Below are 14,341 nucleotides of genomic sequence, written 5' to 3'. Positions count from 1 at the left end.
GGCAGCGTTCTCCCGGGCGTTGCGTGAGATGATCGGGAACGATGGCTGAACCCGCAGAAAACTCACTGGCCGCCGCCGAAGCCGAACTGCAGCGCGCCCAATTGGCGGGCGATGTCGTTGCGCTGGAGGCATTGCTGCATCCCGACGTCGTCTACGTCGCGCCCGACGGCGCCGAGTTCGGCAAGGCGCAGGACCTGGAGTCGCACGCCTCCGGACAACTTCGGTTGACGAGCCTGGAGCAGATCCAGAGCACCGCCCGCCAGTTCGGTCCGACGGGGGCCACCCGGGCACGGCTCAGGCTCGCCGGCCTTGCGGGCGGCGAGCCGTTCGAAGCGGAGATGGTCTACACGCGCACCTGGCTGTTCGACCACGGCAGATGGCAGGTCGTCCAAGCACATGGCGCGAGCCTGCCGCGCGAGGCGTGAATCTCCCGGCGCGCTCGAACGTGCGCCGGAAACGCGTGCAAGGCCGTTCGCTCGGCGGGTCTTTTAGAATGCTGCGATGGAGATCATCGACATCGAGCCCGGCGACGCCCGGCTCACCACCGAACTGCTGCCCGTCCTCCGGGAACTGCGTCCGGATCTGAGTGCCGATGACTACCTTGCCGTGTACGACGAAGGACACGGCCAGGGACTTCGATTCACTGCGGCGTACTTGGAAGGCCGCTGCGCGGGGGTGGCGGGCTGGCGCACCGTGGCGAACACCAACCGGCGTCGGATGCTGTACGTCGACGACCTGGTCACGGCTTCCGAAGCGCGCTCAACCGGAGTCGGCCACGCCCTGCTGGAGTACCTGGAGCGGCGAGGTCGTGAGCTCGGTTGCACTGCGATCCATCTGGACTCCGGAACGCACCGGCGCGACGCCCACCGCTTCTACATGCGGGAGCGGTTGACCATTATGGCCTTCCACTTCGCACGCGAACTCGACTAGTTCTCGCGCTGCGGCCGTTCCTCGGGAACCGGAACGGTCTCAGGCGATCTGCGTGATGTCGACGAAGGTGGTGCTGCCTTCCTGGCGCTTGTCCGTGATCTTGAAGAGCGCGCCTCGGTCGAAGAGGACCTCGTCCTGGTGCTTGAAGCTTGAATTCCGCCCGACGTCCCGTCCGGTCGCCCCGTCGACCTTGAACATGGCGCCGGGCCGGTGGTCGCCGGTGAAGCCCCCCATGGCGATGGTCTGGAATCGCTCCGCGACCCGCTTGTTCGTGGAGGTGCTCATGAACGCGGGATCGGAGTAGAGGTCGCCCTTCTTGTACTTGTCGAGCCATTCCCCTCCCGGCAGTCCGCGCCAGGTCGTCCGCTCATCGGGCACTGGGCGGTCCCTCAGCGCCTTCGAGATGTCGTCCGCCTGCTTGTCGAGCCTCGCCCGGTCTTCCGGGCTGTACTTCGACTTGTCCGTCGCACGCAGATACTTGTTCAGCTCGTCGCTGTCGTCCGTGTAGATGCGGATCGGATCGTTGTCGTCGCTGCCGTCGCCGTCATTGCGGCTGCTGCCGCCCGCTCGGTCGCGGTTCTTGGGCGCCGGCGGGGTGAAGGCGCCGTCGTCGAGGACCTTGCTGAGAATTCCGGCGCCGCCCTCGGGGGACCGGTCCCCGCTGTTTCGTCTGCTACCCATTGAGCACCCTGTTCGTGGCCATGCCCATCAGCTGGTCGATGATGAACCCGGTGATCTGCTTGAAGATCGGGATCTGCGCGAGCGAGACGCCGAACGTGACCGGTGCCGTCGCGATCGCCCATACGATCTGGGCCGCCAGGATCACCAACTGCACGATCACTTGGACCTTGAGGGCCAGGACGATGCCGGCCATCGCAATCAGTCCGATGTTGAGGATGTACGCCGGATCCGCGGACTCCGCCAAGGCCGCGGGGGACGACTCCTCCGCCTCCCACTCCCGCTGGAACGCGTCGATGTGCGCGCCCGAGTTGCTCTCCAGGAGCGTCCGCGCCGCCGACTGGAGCGACTCAACCCGCTCGGTGATCTTGTCGGCCATGCCGGTCCATTCCCCTGCGAGGTTGAACAGGGATTCCTCATCGGACTCGGGCCATTCGTAGCCGAGCATGCCCAGGAGGCCGATGAGTTCTCCTGGCAGGTCCATTCCCATGGTCGGTGCTCCTCGCGGGGTGGTGGTCGATGGCGGCCGGTCGGCCGGTTACGGTGTGAGGTCCTTGTGCAGCAAGGTGAACGATCCGGCGATCTCGTCTTCGTCGGCCTGGTGGTCGTCCGCCATGTCGCGCAGCGCCTGAGACAGGCCGCCCAGGTCCTCGACGATACCGGTGAAGCAGGCTGTGACCGCTCCCATGCATGCCTCGTGCGCGATGCCGCCCGCAGTGCCGATGGTGTCGCCGCCGAAGGCGTCCGCGTACTGCCCGACCGCCGCGGTGAACTCGTCCAGCAGCGACTGCACGTCGGCCGAGGCCGAATCGAGCTCGTCAGCGGACTTCCGGATCGTCTCGGGGTCGACGTCGAAGCCGGGCATGGTCATCGGCCCCTGAGCTGGTCGACGAGGCCAACGAAGACCATTTTGGACTGAGTAATATGGACTGCTCCGAGCATTCGGACCTCCCCTTCGTGCCGTACCTGAAGTAGGCTACCTGGCCCGCTCGCGTCGCGACTACCTGCCGCCGTTGCGCTTTGCCGCTTCGTATCGCTGGACGGCCGAGGGTTCTCGACCGGCCTTTACGGGCGCGAGCGCGTGTCGGCGGCGACGACCTGCGCCGCGCTAGGCGCGCTGTCGGGGTCGGCGAGCCACTGGGCGGCCACGCCGACGAGGAGCGAGTAGTAGTGCGAGCCCACGGCCAAGACCGTCCCGGAGGCGGCGGTATCGGGGTCGAGGCCCGCGAACGCGCGGGCCAGCGAGACCCTGGACTGCCGCTGCCCCTCGACGATCATCGTCCTGATCTCCTCGTCGTGGCGCGCGGCAGAGACCGCCTCGAAGTTCACGAACCAGAGCGAGCGATGCTCCTGAATGGAGTCGATGATGCGCGCCCAGCGCGCCTCGTGCTCTTCCGGGGCGCCCTGCCGCTCCGGGCCCCCGAGCGCGGCGAACAGGACCTCGCCCCACTCGCGGTTGAGCTCCTGCAAGGCGCCGGTGAGCAGCCGCTCCTTGGAGCCGAAGTGGTAGTTGATCGACGCCTGGTTCGCGCCCGAGGCCTTCACCAGCTCGCGCACCGTGGTGTTCGTGTACCCGAGTGACAGCAGGCACTCCCTTGCCGCGGAAAGAAGCTTGTCTTTGTTGCCCATGCCCCCTACATTAGTATGTAAACGTTCGTTTAAAACAATCGTTTACCTCTTGAGGAGAAGCATGACCCGCATTCCGGCCGCACCGCCGGTGCTCCGCGTCCGCGACCTGCGCTGCGAATACCCGGGCGAGAGCGGACCGGTCCACGCGCTCCGCGGGGTCGGCCTCGACATCGCCGCCGCGTCCTTCACCGCGATCATGGGGCCCTCGGGCTCCGGCAAGACCACGCTCCTGCACTGCGCCGCCGGGCTGCAGACGCCCACCTCCGGCACCGTCGAACTCGACGGCCGCCGGATCGCCGCACTCGACCAGGACGAACTCGCCCGCCTGCGGCGGCGCCGGATCGGCTTCGTGTTCCAGTCCTTCAACCTGCTGCCCGCGCTCTCCACCGTGGAGAACGTCGAACTCACGCTCCGCCTTGACGGACGCCGGCCCGACCGCGCCCGCACTAACGCTCTGCTCGCCCGCGTCGGCCTGGGCGAGCGGGCCGGGAACCGGCCCGATCAGCTCTCCGGCGGCCAGAAGCAGCGCGTCGCGATCGCCCGCGCCCTGATCACCGACCCCGGGATCGTCTTCGCCGACGAACCGACCGGCGCCCTCGACATCCGCAGCGCCCGCGAAGTGCTCACTCTCATGCGCTCGCTCGCGGACAACGGCCAGACGATCATCATGGTCACCCACGACCCCGTCGCCGCCTCGTTCTCCGACGAGGTGCTGTTCCTCGCCGACGGCTCGATCGTCGACCGCGTCGCCCGCCCCACCGCGCGGGACGTCGCGAGCCGCATGGCCACCCTCGTCGAATCCGCCGAGCGGGCCTCGAACCTGCCTGCGGGGCAGCGATGATCGCCCTCGCACTGCGCTCCTTCGCCCATCACCGCACCGCCGCGGTCGCCACCGGGCTCGTCGCGATGGCGGGCACCGTCCTGGTGACCGCCATGGCGGGCCTGCTCGGGACCGGCCTCGCCGACCGCACCGCCGCGGCCGACCGCGACTTCCTGGTGCAGTTCCCGATCATCATGGGCGGATGGATCTGCGCCATCGTCCTGTTCGCCATGGTCTCCACGATCGGCGTGGCGCTCCAGGGCCGCGCCGGCGAGATCGCGGGCATCCGCCTGGTCGGCGCGACCCCGACACAGGTGCGGCGCATGGTCGCCGCCGAGACCGCGGCCGTCGCGGTCATCGCCGCGGTCCCGGGCCTCGGCCTCGGGTACCTCCTCGGCCGGATGCTGCTGGCGCTCCTGCACCGCGCGGGCCTGACGGCCGACGGGACGGTCTTCGCCCCGGGCGCGCTCCTCCCGCTGGGCGGTGCGGCCCTGGTCCTGGCCGCTGGTGTCGCCGCGGCCTGGCTCGGCAGCCGCACGATCGCCGCCCGCAGCCCCGTCGCCGACGTCTCGCCCGCCCCGGGCGCCGCGCGCCGCAGATCGGGCCGGGCCCGCCGTACCGCCGCCTTGATCGTGATCGGCGCGGGGCTCGCCTCCTCGGTCACCGTGCTGTGGATCGACCCTGACGACATCCTGACCACCGCGCTCACCGGACCCGGCTGCGTCCTCGTGGCCGCCGGCCTCTGTGTGCTCGCGCCCGAGCTCACCGCCGTCGCGGACGCCGCCTTCCGGCGGTTCCCCGGCCTGCGGCGCACCGCCCCCGGGCACCTGGCCGCCCTCAACCTCGCCGCCGCCCCCGAGCGCGTCCGTCCCACGGTCACGTTCCTGACGCTGTTCGTCGGTGTCGCCGCGGGAACACTCGGCATGCAGGGCATCGAGAACCAGTACGGAGCGGACGACAGCACCGGCCAGGTGATGGCCGCGATCAACTACCTGGTGGTGGTCCTGATCGCAGCGTTCATGGCGATCGCCCTGTCCAACAACCTCATCGCCTCGATCGCGCGCCGCAAGACCGAGTTCGCGTCGATGTCACTGATCGGGTCCACCGGGCGCCAGTCCCGGCGGATGCTCATCGGCGAAGCGGCGGCCGCCACGACCGTCAGCGTCGTCGCCGGCAGCGCTGGCGCCCTCCTGAGCATCCTCCCGTTCGCGATCGTGAAGACCGGCGACGCGTGGTCCGCGATGGCCCCGCTGCCGTACCTCCTCGCGATCCTCGTCGGAGCCGGAGTGACGCTCGGCGTGACCGCGGTGGCGGGCCGCCGCGCCATCCGCACCGCTTGAGCCCGCGCGGGCGCCGCTCGATCGGGCGGCGCCCGTCGGGGCCGCGATACGTAGACCTGGGGGTTGGAGTCCCTCGGGACCGGGGGGCAGCGTCCCTGCGGATGCGGGGGCGTGCATGACTGCGCCGCGCCTCCGTCCTCAGCAGAATCAACACTGTCGACACCCCGCGGCTACTGCCGCTGACAGTGGAGGAAACCCATGTCCCGCTTGAAAGACACCGCCCTGACTCGGCGAGCCGTGATCGGCGCGGCGACTGCCGCAGCTGTAGCCGCCTCCGACCCGGCCCAGGCCGCGGCCGCCGACGCCACCGGTTCGGTTCTGCTCCAGCGCCTGATCGACACGACCGCGGCCCGCTTCGAAGCCGACCTCGTCGCACTCCGCCGCGACCTCCACGCCCATCCCGAAGCGGCGGGCGAAGAGACCCGCACCGGTGCGCGCGTGGCCGAGATCCTGACCGCGGCCGGGCTGACCGTCACCACCGGTGTGGGCGGCAACGGCGTCATCGGCATCCTCAAAGGACGACTCCCGGGCCGCACGGTGGCCTACCGCGCCGACATGGACGCCGTGCCGGCGCAGGACCAGATCGGCGGCGGGGTCGACACTGCCCACCTGTGCGGGCACGACCTGCACACGGCCATCGGCGTCGGCGTCGCGCAAATCCTCGCGCGACTGCGCCACCGGCTGAGCGGTACCGTCGTCTTCGTCTTCCAGCCCGCCGAGGAGAACTTGACCGGCGCCCGCGCGATGCTCGCCGACGGCGTTCTGAACACCGGTCCTGAGGAGATCCACGCCCTCCACTGCGCCGCGATGCCGGTCGGCACCTTCGGCATCAACCCCGGCGTCGGACTGCCCGGTCAAGACCGCGGCACCATCGTCCTCACCGGCCCGGGCGCGAGCGAGCGCGCGGCCCGGTTGGCCGGTGACGTCAAGGGGCTCAGCACGGTGCCGCTGCCGGCCGGTTCAGAGGACCTGGAGGCGCTGACCGAGGCGCTGCAGACCGAAGACGGTCCCCTGGCGCGGTTCATCACCGCGCAAGCCTGGGTCGAAAGCGAGACCGCGGACGGCGCCGAAGTGGGCCTGGCCTACCGCTGCTGGCCCGAGGAGCGCTATATCGAGATCCGCGAGGATATCGCGGCACTCGCGGCCGCCCATGGCGAAGCGGTCGTCGACTTCCCGACCGACCCCTTCCCCGCCATGATCGGCCCTGAAACGGAGGCCCACGAACTCAAGCGCCATCTGCGCCGGGCGATGGGCCCCGACTCGGCGGTGGTGCTCCACGCTTCAGTGCCCTTCAACGGCGAGGACTTCGCGCTGTTCCTCCAGCAGATCCCCGGCACCTACACGTATCTCGGCGTCCGCGCCCCTGACGCCGACATCGCCACGTCCTTCCCTCACTTCGGCACCTTCGAACCCGACGAGTCCGCCATCGGCATCGGCGTCCGCGCCATGTCCGGCTGGCTCGCCGAACGCACCCGCTGCTGACCACCCGGGGTCGGGCTAGTGGTTCGAGGGACTGGGGCGCCGGGTCAGCCGACGAGGCCGCCCAGGGAGGTTCCGACGCAGCCTGTGAGCTTCGTTGCGAGCGTCTCGAACTCGTCGGCCGCTTCTTCCCGAACGCGGACAGGATCAGACCTGGTTCACGGCGACCATGGCCTCGTCAACCAGTACGCGAAAGGACCAGCGATGACCGCAATGCCTCCCGTCCCGGCCGGGTCGAACACCGTGAACCCGTTCATCATCGCCGACGGCGCCGTCGACCTCATCGGCTTCCTCATCGAGGTGTTCGAGGCCGAGGAGGTCGCCGAAGCCCGCACACTCGACACCGACGGCCTCCTCCTGCACGCCGAGCTGCGCATCGGCGATTCACTGCTCACCGTCGCCGACCGCAAGCCCGACTGGCCGTTCACGCCCGCGCTCACCCGCATCTACGTGGACGATGTCGACGCGGTGCTCGCCCGCGCCGAGCAGCGCGGCGGCCGCGTCCTCACCCGCCCCACCGACTTCTTCGGCGACACCCTCGCCCGGTTCCAGGACCCCGCGGCGAACCTGTGGTGGGTCTACCGGCACCGCCCGGAAGCCGCCCAGGACTGGTCGAGCGACGCGGTGGGGGAGTGGCCGGCCGACGACGCCGCGCCCGCGGAGGACTGGAGCAGTTTCACCACACCGGAACTCGAGTACATCAACGCCACCCTGCACGAGTCGATGAACGCGCTCACCGACCCGCGGACCGCGAGCTGAGACAGCGGCGCTGGACCGGCGGCCGGCGTCACCGGTCCAGCGCCGCGAGCATGCGCTGCAACGACTCCCGCAGCGCCTCCCGATCCGCGTCGGCGAGCTCGACTCGGTAGGGCGTCCCCTCCGGCAGCCACGAGAGGCCGTAGGCGATGTCGCGGGCGCTCGATCCGCCCACCGGCCAACGGGTCCGCTCCGGTCCGTCGGCCGTCGCGCCCCGCGCCCACCCGCCCAAGGCGGCGGTGAACCGCTCGACCGGCATGTCCACCACCGCCACCGCGTCCAGTGTTCGCGGCCCCCAGGTCCGCACGACCGCGATGAGCTCGTCCACCCGCTCGGGCGGCAGCGTGCGCGGCGCGAACCCCACCCGCAGGGGCTCGACGGCGGCCAGGCGGTCGACCCGGAACGTCCGCCAGTCGCCGCGTGCGAGGTCCCAGCACCCCAGGTACCAGTCCCCGCCGACCGGAACGAGCGAATGAGGCTCGACGCGCCGCTCCTGTCGCGCGCCGCCTGCGGGCTGGTAGGCGAGGCGAACGCGCTCGCGGTCGCGGCATGCCAGCGCCAGATCGGTGAGCACCGCTGAGGAGACCCCGCCGTCCCCGGGCACGCCGTGCAGCGCCGGTGTCAGGGCGCCCACGCGACGGCGCAGCCTCGCCGGAAGCACCTGCTCGAGCTTGGCGAGCACCGACAGCGCGAACTCGGCGCCGCGGTGAAGTCGCCCGGCGGCGACCAGGCGCAGGCCGATCGCGATGGTGACCGCTTCCTCGTCGGAGAGCAGCAGCGGCGGCAGGGACGCACCCGCCTCGAGGCGGTAGCCGCCGTGCACCCCTGCCGTGGACCCGATCCGATATCCCAGCCCGCGCAGCCGCCCTACGTCCCGGCGCACAGTCCGGACGGTGACGCCGAGGCGCTCGGCGAGCTCGGGAGCGGGCCAATGGCGATGCGACTGCAGCAGATTGAGCAGCGCGAGCGCGCGGCCGGTCGAGTCGTGCATGGTGCGATTGTGCCCCGCAACGAGGACAGATCCCGACCTGGTCCGCCAAGGCCCGCGCTCGTCCGGGCCGAGCCATCGGCGTTCGCCCGGCCTTGCGCACCGTGAGCACCGTTCCGGCGGCGCCGAAAGCTGATGCACCGTCCGTCTTACGCTGAATCGCGCACGCAGTCGGACTTGATCCACAGCGCGGTGGTGTGGTCGGAGACCTGGAACTCGATGGCCACGCCGTCCTCGCGCTCGCCGCGGATGACGTACCCGGCCGGGGGCGGCTCGCTCGCCTCGAACTCCTGGTCCCAGACGACGTCCCAGCCCTCGGCGTTCAGGCGTTCGCGCATCGCGTCGACCGCGTCCTGGGTGAGTGGGTCGGCGGCGGCATTGGGTTCCTCGTACGTGTAGGCGAGCGTGAACTCGGTCCAGCCGGGGGCCTCGTCGCACGGCGACTCGATCAGCTCCTGGCCGGTGGGGGCGGGGAATCCCTCGACGTTCTCGAGCACGTCCACCGGCATGACGGCCACCCCTTCGAGGACCGCCGGGGCCTCGTCGGCGTCGAAGGGGCGCGGCGGGTGCCACTGGTCGACGCCGTTGACCTGGTGGTTCCAGACGAGGAGGGCGACGGCCACCGCTGCCGCGGCCGGGAGGACGACGGCTTCGGGCAGCAGGGGGCGCCGCGGGTCGGAGCCGTTGCGGACGCGCTCACGGGTCTCCTTGTGCGCCAGCAACACCCACTGGGAGGCGGCTACGACGAGCAGCGGTGTCGCGAGCGTGAAGAAGGCGCCGAGCATCACCGCCTGGAAGACCGCGGCCGCCGCGTTGAGGCCCAGGAGCGTGAGGCCCCAGCGGGACCTGCCGACCTGCACGACTGCGACCGCGAGCACCGCGACCTGCGGCACCACGATCCAGATGACGGACTGGTTGAACGCGAACTGCTCGGCGGTGAACCAGTGGTCCCCGCCGTATCCTTCCAAGTCGTAGACCGCGTCGAAGACCCACCATGTCCCGGTGAGGAGCATGGCCAGTTGGAGCGCGACGACGGCGCGGAGCCAGTTGAGGCGGCCCGCGGGCCTGGCCTCTGTCGGTGGGGTGCCTTCGACGGCGATGCCGTCCGATTCGAGCGATGCCATGGGAGTGCCTTTCACGAGGGGTGATGACTACTCCACGGTAACTTCGGGGGGTCGGTCCGTGACTCCCCGAAAGGTGCCGCATCGCCGAAAGGGACGCCCGCGGGCCGGGCCGGAACCCGTACGCGGCAAAGGCTTCCGGCCCGGCGACTGCGAAGTCCCCTTCGGCGTCATCGGCGCTGGTGGATGACGAGCGACCAGGCGAGGCTGCCGAAGGCCGTCAGTGCCGCCAGGGCCCGCACGGTGTTCCACGCCGTCCAACGTGCTTCGTCCAAGAGTGCCCGCGCCGCTGCGAAATCGGCATCGCTCGCGGCTTCGGTGACGGACCGCAGCTGCTGGTTGAGGGGTTCGTTCACGCCCATGGTGATCACGACCGACACGAGGTAGGCCGCCAGCGCCACGGACAGCCAGAGCAGGGCGGCGCGCTGGCCGGAGCGGATGTGGAGGACCAGGGCCAGCGCGATGAGCAGGAGCGAGCCGGTGAACTCCAGGCCGAGGAACAGCGGGTTCATGATGGCCGCGTCGAGCGCTTGGAAGGCCGCCACGAACGTGCGGTCGTCGACGTCGCCGAGGCCCGGCATGATCGTGTTCGACCAGTCCACATAGACGCCGGCGGTCAGGCCGGTCGTGATGGTGGCGAGGAGGAGCGTCCCGGTGCGGAGGGGGCGGCGGGTCGGGCGGGCGAGGGCGTTCGTTGCTGTCATGGCTCTATCGAAGCCCATCCCGATGAGATCATCCATAGTCGGAAGGCGCTGTTTCATTCGAATTCGTCTACGATCGTCGCATGGACCCGATCACCGCTCTGCTCGATGCCCCTCGCGCGCAGGGCGCGTTCCTGTTGCGGGTGACGATGACGCCGCCGTGGTCGGTGCGGATCGAGGACGGGGCGCCGCTCACGGTCGTCGCCGTGACGTCGGGGTCGGCCTGCTACGCGCCCGATGCGGGCGATCCGGTGCGGCTGCTCCCGGGCGACCTGCTGCTGATCGCCAGGCCCGACCCGTACCTGTTCGCCGACGCGCCCGACCGGCCGCCGCAGGCGGTCATCCACCCCGGCGGCCGATGCGAGACGCCGACCGGCGCGAGCCTGGAACTCCCTATGCGGCAAGGGGTCCGCACCTGGGGCAACGCGGCGCAGGGCCGTGACACGCTGCTCGTGGGCACCTACCCCAGCGTGGGCGAGGCGGGGACGCGGCTGCTGAGCGTGCTGCCGCCCACGATCCTGCTGCGCGAGAACGACCACCGGACCGGGCTCATCGCGGTGCTCGCCGAGGAGATCCAGGGCGAGGGCATCGGCCAGGCCAGCCTGCTGGACCGGCTCTTGGACGGCCTCACGGTCAGCGCGATCCGCCACTGGGTCGAATCCCCGGACCGGCGCGCGGCGGGGTGGCTCGGGGCGGGCGCGGACCCGGTCGTCGCCTCGGCGCTGGACCTCATGCACGACGAGACCGCCCGGCCCTGGACCGTTGCCTCCCTGGCCCGGCGGGTCGGCCTGTCGCGGGCCGGGTTCGCGCGGCGGTTCACCGCCGCGGTCGGCGAACCGCCGATGTCCTACCTGACCTCGTGGCGGCTGGCGCTCGCCGCCGACCGGCTGCGCCGGGACGACGCGCCGGTGTTCCGCGTCGCCGCCGAGGTCGGCTACCGCAGCCAGTTCACCTTCAGCACCGCTTTCAAGCGCCACTACGGTGACAGCCCGCTCGCCTACCGCCAACGGGCCGACTCCTGAGCGTCCATCCTCGACACCGCGTCGTCGCATGCGCAGCGGCGTTGCCACCTGGAACGCGTTTGAGCATTGCCGCCATCGGTAACTCCAATGGCATGTCCTCCACCCTCAATGTACGCAGCACCGCCTCGCGCGCGGCCAACAGCAGACCGCTGGAACTCCTCGCCCGCGGCGGCTTCATCGGATACGGCGTCATCCACCTCCTGTTCGCCTGGCTGGCACTGCAGGTCGCCTTCGGCGGCTCGTCCGGTGAGACCGACCAGTCCGGCGCGCTGACGGCCCTCGCCCAGCAGCCGGCCGGCGAGTTCCTGGTCATCGCCATCAGCATCGGCCTGGTCGCGATGGCCGTCTGGCAGGCCTTCGAGGCGGTGATCGGGGAGTGCGGCTCGCGCGAAGCGATCGCCGAGCGCGTCGTCTCCGGCTGCCGCGCGGTCCTCTACCTCTACTTCGCCTACCTCGGTTACAAGGTGGTCAGCGGCGCGAACGCGTCGCAGTCGCAGAGCCAGCAGTCGTCGGCCGCGTCCATGATGGACTCCGGTGGCGGCCGCTTCCTGGTCGGCCTGGCCGGTGTCGTCGTGGCCGGTATCGGCATCGGCCTGGTGGTCTACGGGCTGAAGAAGAAGTTCCAGAAGCACCTGAACACCGGGCAGATGAACCCGTCGGTGCGCCGGACCATGCTGCGGCTGGGCATGGCGGGGTACACGACCAAGGGCGTCGCGTACGGCATCGCCGGCGCGCTGATCGTCTCCGCGGCGGTCAACTACGACCCGAAGCAGGCCGGCGGCCTCGACGCCGCACTCAAGACGCTGGCCGGGACACCCTGGGGCCCATGGCTTCTCGGGCTGGTCGCCCTCGGCATCGCATGCTTCGGCGTCTACTGCTTCTTCCAGGTCAAGTACCGCAAGGTCTGACTCCGCTCAGACCGGGTCGGCAGCGGTCGTGACCTGGTCCGCGGTCTGGCTGATGCGCTGCCATGCGGCCTTGAGGCTTTCGCTGGTGGTGGCGGTGCCGCCGGCGGCGATGCGGAGCAGGAAGCGGCCGTCGCTTTCGGTACTGGTCAGGAAGAGGCGGCGGTCGGCGTTGACGCGGGCGAGAAGCTCGCGTCCGGCTCCGTCTCCTGCCCGATGGCGGAAGCAGACCAGGCCGAACGGGTGGGGCGCGGCCAGTTCGAAGCGTTCGTCGGCCTCGATCCAGGAGGCGAGCTCCTCGGCGCAGGCGATCCCTTCGCGCAGATGCCGTTGCAGTCCCTCTCTGCCATAGGCCCGCAGGACGAACCAGAGTTTGAGCGCGCGGAAGCGCTTCCCGAGCGGGATCTGCCAGTCCTGGTAGTCGATGCGGGCCTCGCCGCGGTCGTGAAGGTACGCGGCCGTGACGCGCATGGCCTGGTGGAGCGGCGCGGGGTCGGCGAAGTAGGTGAGGCTGCATTCGAGGCCGGTGAGCAGCCACTTGTGCGGATTCGTGCTGTAGGAGTCGGCCTGGTCGAGGCCGCGGTGGATCCACCGCATCTCCGGGCAGATGGCCGCGACCCCGGCGTAGGCGGCGTCCACATGCAACCAGACGCCCTGCTCCCGGCAGATCACGCCGATCGCGTCGAGCGGGTCGACGGCGGTGGTGGCGGTCGTGCCGACGGTGGCGACGACGGCCAGCGGGGTCAGCCCGGCGGCGCGGTCGGCGCCGATGCGCGCGGCGAGGTCGGCGGGGTCCATGGCGCGGGTCCAGGCGGCGACCGGGACGCGGCGCAGGTGCGCATCGGGGATCCCGAGGACGCGGGCCGCCTTGGTGATGCAGGCGTTGCCGTCCTCGGAGGTGTAGACGACGTACGGCCCCGCGCCATCGCGTTCGGCCCGCGTGCGGGCGGCGATGAGGGCGAGCAGCACGCCGGTGGAGGCGGTGTCCTGGATGACGCCGTTGCCGCGGAAGGACTCGGGCAGGTCCATGAGTTCGGCGAGCCAGTCGCTCACGCGCGCCTCGATCTCGGCCGCCGCGGGGGAGGTCGACCACAGCATCCCCTGGGTGTTCAGGCCCGCGGCGAGGAGTTCGGCCAGGACGGCGGGGCCCGAGGTGGTCATGGGGAAGTAGCCGAGGAAGCCGGGGTGCTGCCAGTGGACGGTCCCGGGGACGACGACGCGGTCCATGTCGGCCAGGAGGTCGTCGAACGGCTCGCCCGTCTCGGGCGCGGTGTCGGGCAGGAGGGCGGCGGTCGCGCCCGGTTCCCGCCCGGGGGTGACCGGCAGGTGCTGGAGACCTTCCCAGTAGTCGGCGATCCAGTCGACGACGGCGCGGCCGTGGCGGCGGAACTCGTCAGGGCTCATGTGGTGCAACGGCGTCTGCTCTCAGGGAAGCGGGTGCGGTAGGCGGCGCGGTGGCCCGGGTCGTCTTCGAGGAACGGGCGGTCGGCGGCGACCATGCGCCGGACGGCCAGCAGCGGGACCGGCGCGTACAGCGGCCGGAAGTCGGGATTGCGGATGCCCGGGGCCGCGGGCGGCCCGGGATGGAACTCGCCGATCATGAGGCCCTCATCGACGAAGTCGCTCTTCAGACGCCGCTGGGTCGCCTCGATGACCGGCTCGTAGTCGCCCGCGGCCAGTCCGGGCAGGGCCACGAGCAGCGCGCGATCCGGGTCCGGAGGGCCGGCGGCCATCCAGCGCCGGTACCGGTGCATGCGGGCCGCGAGCCGGGGCGCGGTGGCGTCCGGCCCTGTGACGAGCGCCAGGTAGACGCTCTCCAGCCGCATCGCGCGCGGCATATACGGGCAGACCGGGCCCGGCCTGCCGAGGTCGGCGTGCGGGCGGCACAGGTAGTCCCTCGCCCAGGAGGCGAGGGACTGCCCGATGCCGTCGCGGCAGCGCGTCAGCGCGACCGGATCCATCGCTTCGCGAA

General features: G+C 70.9%; 17 protein-coding genes. 8 read left to right on the top strand and 9 right to left on the bottom strand.

From position 1 onward, the window contains the following. The first annotated feature begins 41 nt into the window (after positions 1 to 41). A complete protein-coding gene (locus O2L52_RS07600; RefSeq protein ID WP_270114758.1) occupies positions 42 to 425 on the top strand; it encodes a nuclear transport factor 2 family protein in 384 nt (127 codons plus the stop codon). A gap of 76 nt (positions 426 to 501) precedes the next feature. After that, positions 502 to 930: a GNAT family N-acetyltransferase gene (locus O2L52_RS07595; RefSeq protein ID WP_270114757.1), complete on the top strand. Its 429-nt coding sequence runs from the start codon at positions 502 to 504 to the stop codon at positions 928 to 930. 39 nt (positions 931 to 969) lie between these two features. Here the strand turns inward: O2L52_RS07595 and O2L52_RS07590 are convergent, their stop codons facing one another. The 4 genes from O2L52_RS07590 to O2L52_RS07575 form a co-directional block, all read right to left on the bottom strand. Further along, a complete protein-coding gene (locus O2L52_RS07590; protein WP_270114756.1) occupies positions 970 to 1,611 on the bottom strand; it encodes an ADP-ribosyltransferase in 642 nt (213 codons plus the stop codon). After that, complete coding sequence (locus O2L52_RS07585) at positions 1,604 to 2,098, bottom strand: WXG100-like domain-containing protein (protein WP_270114755.1); 495 nt, start codon at positions 2,096 to 2,098, stop codon at positions 1,604 to 1,606. The genes O2L52_RS07590 and O2L52_RS07585 overlap by 8 nt, the downstream gene beginning before the upstream one ends. Before the next feature lie 48 nt (positions 2,099 to 2,146). Continuing rightward, positions 2,147 to 2,473, bottom strand: coding sequence for a WXG100 family type VII secretion target (locus O2L52_RS07580; RefSeq protein WP_270114754.1), 327 nt, complete (start codon positions 2,471 to 2,473; stop codon positions 2,147 to 2,149). Positions 2,474 to 2,673: 200 nt separating this feature from the next. Then, positions 2,674 to 3,237 carry a TetR/AcrR family transcriptional regulator gene (locus O2L52_RS07575; RefSeq protein ID WP_270114753.1) on the bottom strand — a complete coding sequence of 188 codons (564 nt, stop codon included), beginning with the start codon at positions 3,235 to 3,237 and terminating at the stop codon, positions 2,674 to 2,676. 61 nt (positions 3,238 to 3,298) lie between these two features. Here O2L52_RS07575 and O2L52_RS07570 point away from each other — a divergent pair, with 61 nt between their 5' ends. The 4 genes from O2L52_RS07570 to O2L52_RS07555 all read left to right on the top strand — a co-directional run bounded on the left by O2L52_RS07570 (position 3,299) and on the right by O2L52_RS07555 (position 7,635). Continuing rightward, positions 3,299 to 4,078: an ABC transporter ATP-binding protein gene (locus tag O2L52_RS07570; RefSeq protein WP_270114752.1), complete on the top strand. Its 780-nt coding sequence runs from the start codon at positions 3,299 to 3,301 to the stop codon at positions 4,076 to 4,078. Beyond that, positions 4,075 to 5,397 (top strand): FtsX-like permease family protein, encoded by a 1,323-nt coding sequence (locus O2L52_RS07565; RefSeq protein ID WP_270114751.1) that lies wholly within the window; start codon positions 4,075 to 4,077, stop codon positions 5,395 to 5,397. Before O2L52_RS07570 ends, O2L52_RS07565 begins: the two co-directional genes overlap by 4 nt. A gap of 198 nt (positions 5,398 to 5,595) precedes the next feature. Next, positions 5,596 to 6,879, top strand: coding sequence for a M20 metallopeptidase family protein (locus tag O2L52_RS07560; protein WP_270114750.1), 1,284 nt, complete (start codon positions 5,596 to 5,598; stop codon positions 6,877 to 6,879). Between the two features lie 201 nt (positions 6,880 to 7,080). Beyond that, positions 7,081 to 7,635: a VOC family protein gene (locus tag O2L52_RS07555; RefSeq protein WP_270114749.1), complete on the top strand. Its 555-nt coding sequence runs from the start codon at positions 7,081 to 7,083 to the stop codon at positions 7,633 to 7,635. A 28-nt stretch (positions 7,636 to 7,663) separates the two neighbouring features. Here O2L52_RS07555 and O2L52_RS07550 read toward each other — a convergent pair whose 3' ends face one another. The 3 genes from O2L52_RS07550 to O2L52_RS07540 form a co-directional block, all read right to left on the bottom strand. After that, entirely contained in the window at positions 7,664 to 8,623 is a 960-nt protein-coding gene (locus tag O2L52_RS07550) for a helix-turn-helix transcriptional regulator (RefSeq protein ID WP_270114748.1), read from the bottom strand. 146 nt (positions 8,624 to 8,769) lie between these two features. After that, positions 8,770 to 9,744 carry a hypothetical protein gene (locus tag O2L52_RS07545; protein ID WP_270114747.1) on the bottom strand — a complete coding sequence of 325 codons (975 nt, stop codon included), beginning with the start codon at positions 9,742 to 9,744 and terminating at the stop codon, positions 8,770 to 8,772. Between the two features lie 167 nt (positions 9,745 to 9,911). Then, positions 9,912 to 10,445, bottom strand: coding sequence for an anthrone oxygenase family protein (locus O2L52_RS07540; protein ID WP_270114746.1), 534 nt, complete (start codon positions 10,443 to 10,445; stop codon positions 9,912 to 9,914). A gap of 80 nt (positions 10,446 to 10,525) precedes the next feature. On the opposite strand from O2L52_RS07540, the gene O2L52_RS07535 reads away from it, so the two are divergent. Both O2L52_RS07535 and O2L52_RS07530 read left to right on the top strand, forming a co-directional pair. Beyond that, positions 10,526 to 11,464, top strand: coding sequence for an AraC family transcriptional regulator (locus O2L52_RS07535; protein WP_270114745.1), 939 nt, complete (start codon positions 10,526 to 10,528; stop codon positions 11,462 to 11,464). A 92-nt stretch (positions 11,465 to 11,556) separates the two neighbouring features. After that, the gene (locus tag O2L52_RS07530; protein WP_270114744.1) at positions 11,557 to 12,372 is read left to right on the top strand and encodes a DUF1206 domain-containing protein; all 816 of its coding nucleotides are present in this window, start codon (positions 11,557 to 11,559) and stop codon (positions 12,370 to 12,372) included. Between the two features lie 6 nt (positions 12,373 to 12,378). Here the strand turns inward: O2L52_RS07530 and O2L52_RS07525 are convergent, their stop codons facing one another. Further along, positions 12,379 to 13,773, bottom strand: coding sequence for a pyridoxal phosphate-dependent decarboxylase family protein (locus O2L52_RS07525; RefSeq protein WP_270114743.1), 1,395 nt, complete (start codon positions 13,771 to 13,773; stop codon positions 12,379 to 12,381). Beyond that, positions 13,770 to 14,330, bottom strand: coding sequence for a DUF6875 domain-containing protein (locus tag O2L52_RS07520; protein ID WP_270114742.1), 561 nt, complete (start codon positions 14,328 to 14,330; stop codon positions 13,770 to 13,772). The genes O2L52_RS07525 and O2L52_RS07520 overlap by 4 nt, the downstream gene beginning before the upstream one ends. Positions 14,331 to 14,341: the final 11 nt, after the last annotated feature.

Source organism: Glycomyces algeriensis (assembly GCF_027622855.1).
GTDB lineage: Bacteria > Actinomycetota > Actinomycetes > Mycobacteriales > Micromonosporaceae > Glycomyces > Glycomyces algeriensis.
The sequence above is the reverse complement of the archived record's forward strand: the minus strand, read 5'-3'. Positions and strand labels throughout refer to the sequence as shown.

Coding starts and splice junctions, on each gene's coding strand:
- O2L52_RS07565 (WP_270114751.1), top strand. CDS start 4,075: ATGATCGCCCTCGCACTGCGCTCCTTCGCCCATCACCGCACCGCCGCG.
- O2L52_RS07585 (WP_270114755.1), bottom strand. CDS start 2,098: ATGGGAATGGACCTGCCAGGAGAACTCATCGGCCTCCTGGGCATGCTC.
- O2L52_RS07525 (WP_270114743.1), bottom strand. CDS start 13,773: ATGAGCCCTGACGAGTTCCGCCGCCACGGCCGCGCCGTCGTCGACTGG.
- O2L52_RS07600 (WP_270114758.1), top strand. CDS start 42: ATGGCTGAACCCGCAGAAAACTCACTGGCCGCCGCCGAAGCCGAACTG.
- O2L52_RS07580 (WP_270114754.1), bottom strand. CDS start 2,473: ATGCCCGGCTTCGACGTCGACCCCGAGACGATCCGGAAGTCCGCTGAC.
- O2L52_RS07560 (WP_270114750.1), top strand. CDS start 5,596: ATGTCCCGCTTGAAAGACACCGCCCTGACTCGGCGAGCCGTGATCGGC.
- O2L52_RS07545 (WP_270114747.1), bottom strand. CDS start 9,744: ATGGCATCGCTCGAATCGGACGGCATCGCCGTCGAAGGCACCCCACCG.
- O2L52_RS07535 (WP_270114745.1), top strand. CDS start 10,526: ATGGACCCGATCACCGCTCTGCTCGATGCCCCTCGCGCGCAGGGCGCG.
- O2L52_RS07520 (WP_270114742.1), bottom strand. CDS start 14,330: ATGGATCCGGTCGCGCTGACGCGCTGCCGCGACGGCATCGGGCAGTCC.
- O2L52_RS07530 (WP_270114744.1), top strand. CDS start 11,557: ATGTCCTCCACCCTCAATGTACGCAGCACCGCCTCGCGCGCGGCCAAC.
- O2L52_RS07595 (WP_270114757.1), top strand. CDS start 502: ATGGAGATCATCGACATCGAGCCCGGCGACGCCCGGCTCACCACCGAA.
- O2L52_RS07555 (WP_270114749.1), top strand. CDS start 7,081: ATGACCGCAATGCCTCCCGTCCCGGCCGGGTCGAACACCGTGAACCCG.
- O2L52_RS07570 (WP_270114752.1), top strand. CDS start 3,299: ATGACCCGCATTCCGGCCGCACCGCCGGTGCTCCGCGTCCGCGACCTG.
- O2L52_RS07540 (WP_270114746.1), bottom strand. CDS start 10,445: ATGACAGCAACGAACGCCCTCGCCCGCCCGACCCGCCGCCCCCTCCGC.
- O2L52_RS07575 (WP_270114753.1), bottom strand. CDS start 3,237: ATGGGCAACAAAGACAAGCTTCTTTCCGCGGCAAGGGAGTGCCTGCTG.
- O2L52_RS07550 (WP_270114748.1), bottom strand. CDS start 8,623: ATGCACGACTCGACCGGCCGCGCGCTCGCGCTGCTCAATCTGCTGCAG.
- O2L52_RS07590 (WP_270114756.1), bottom strand. CDS start 1,611: ATGGGTAGCAGACGAAACAGCGGGGACCGGTCCCCCGAGGGCGGCGCC.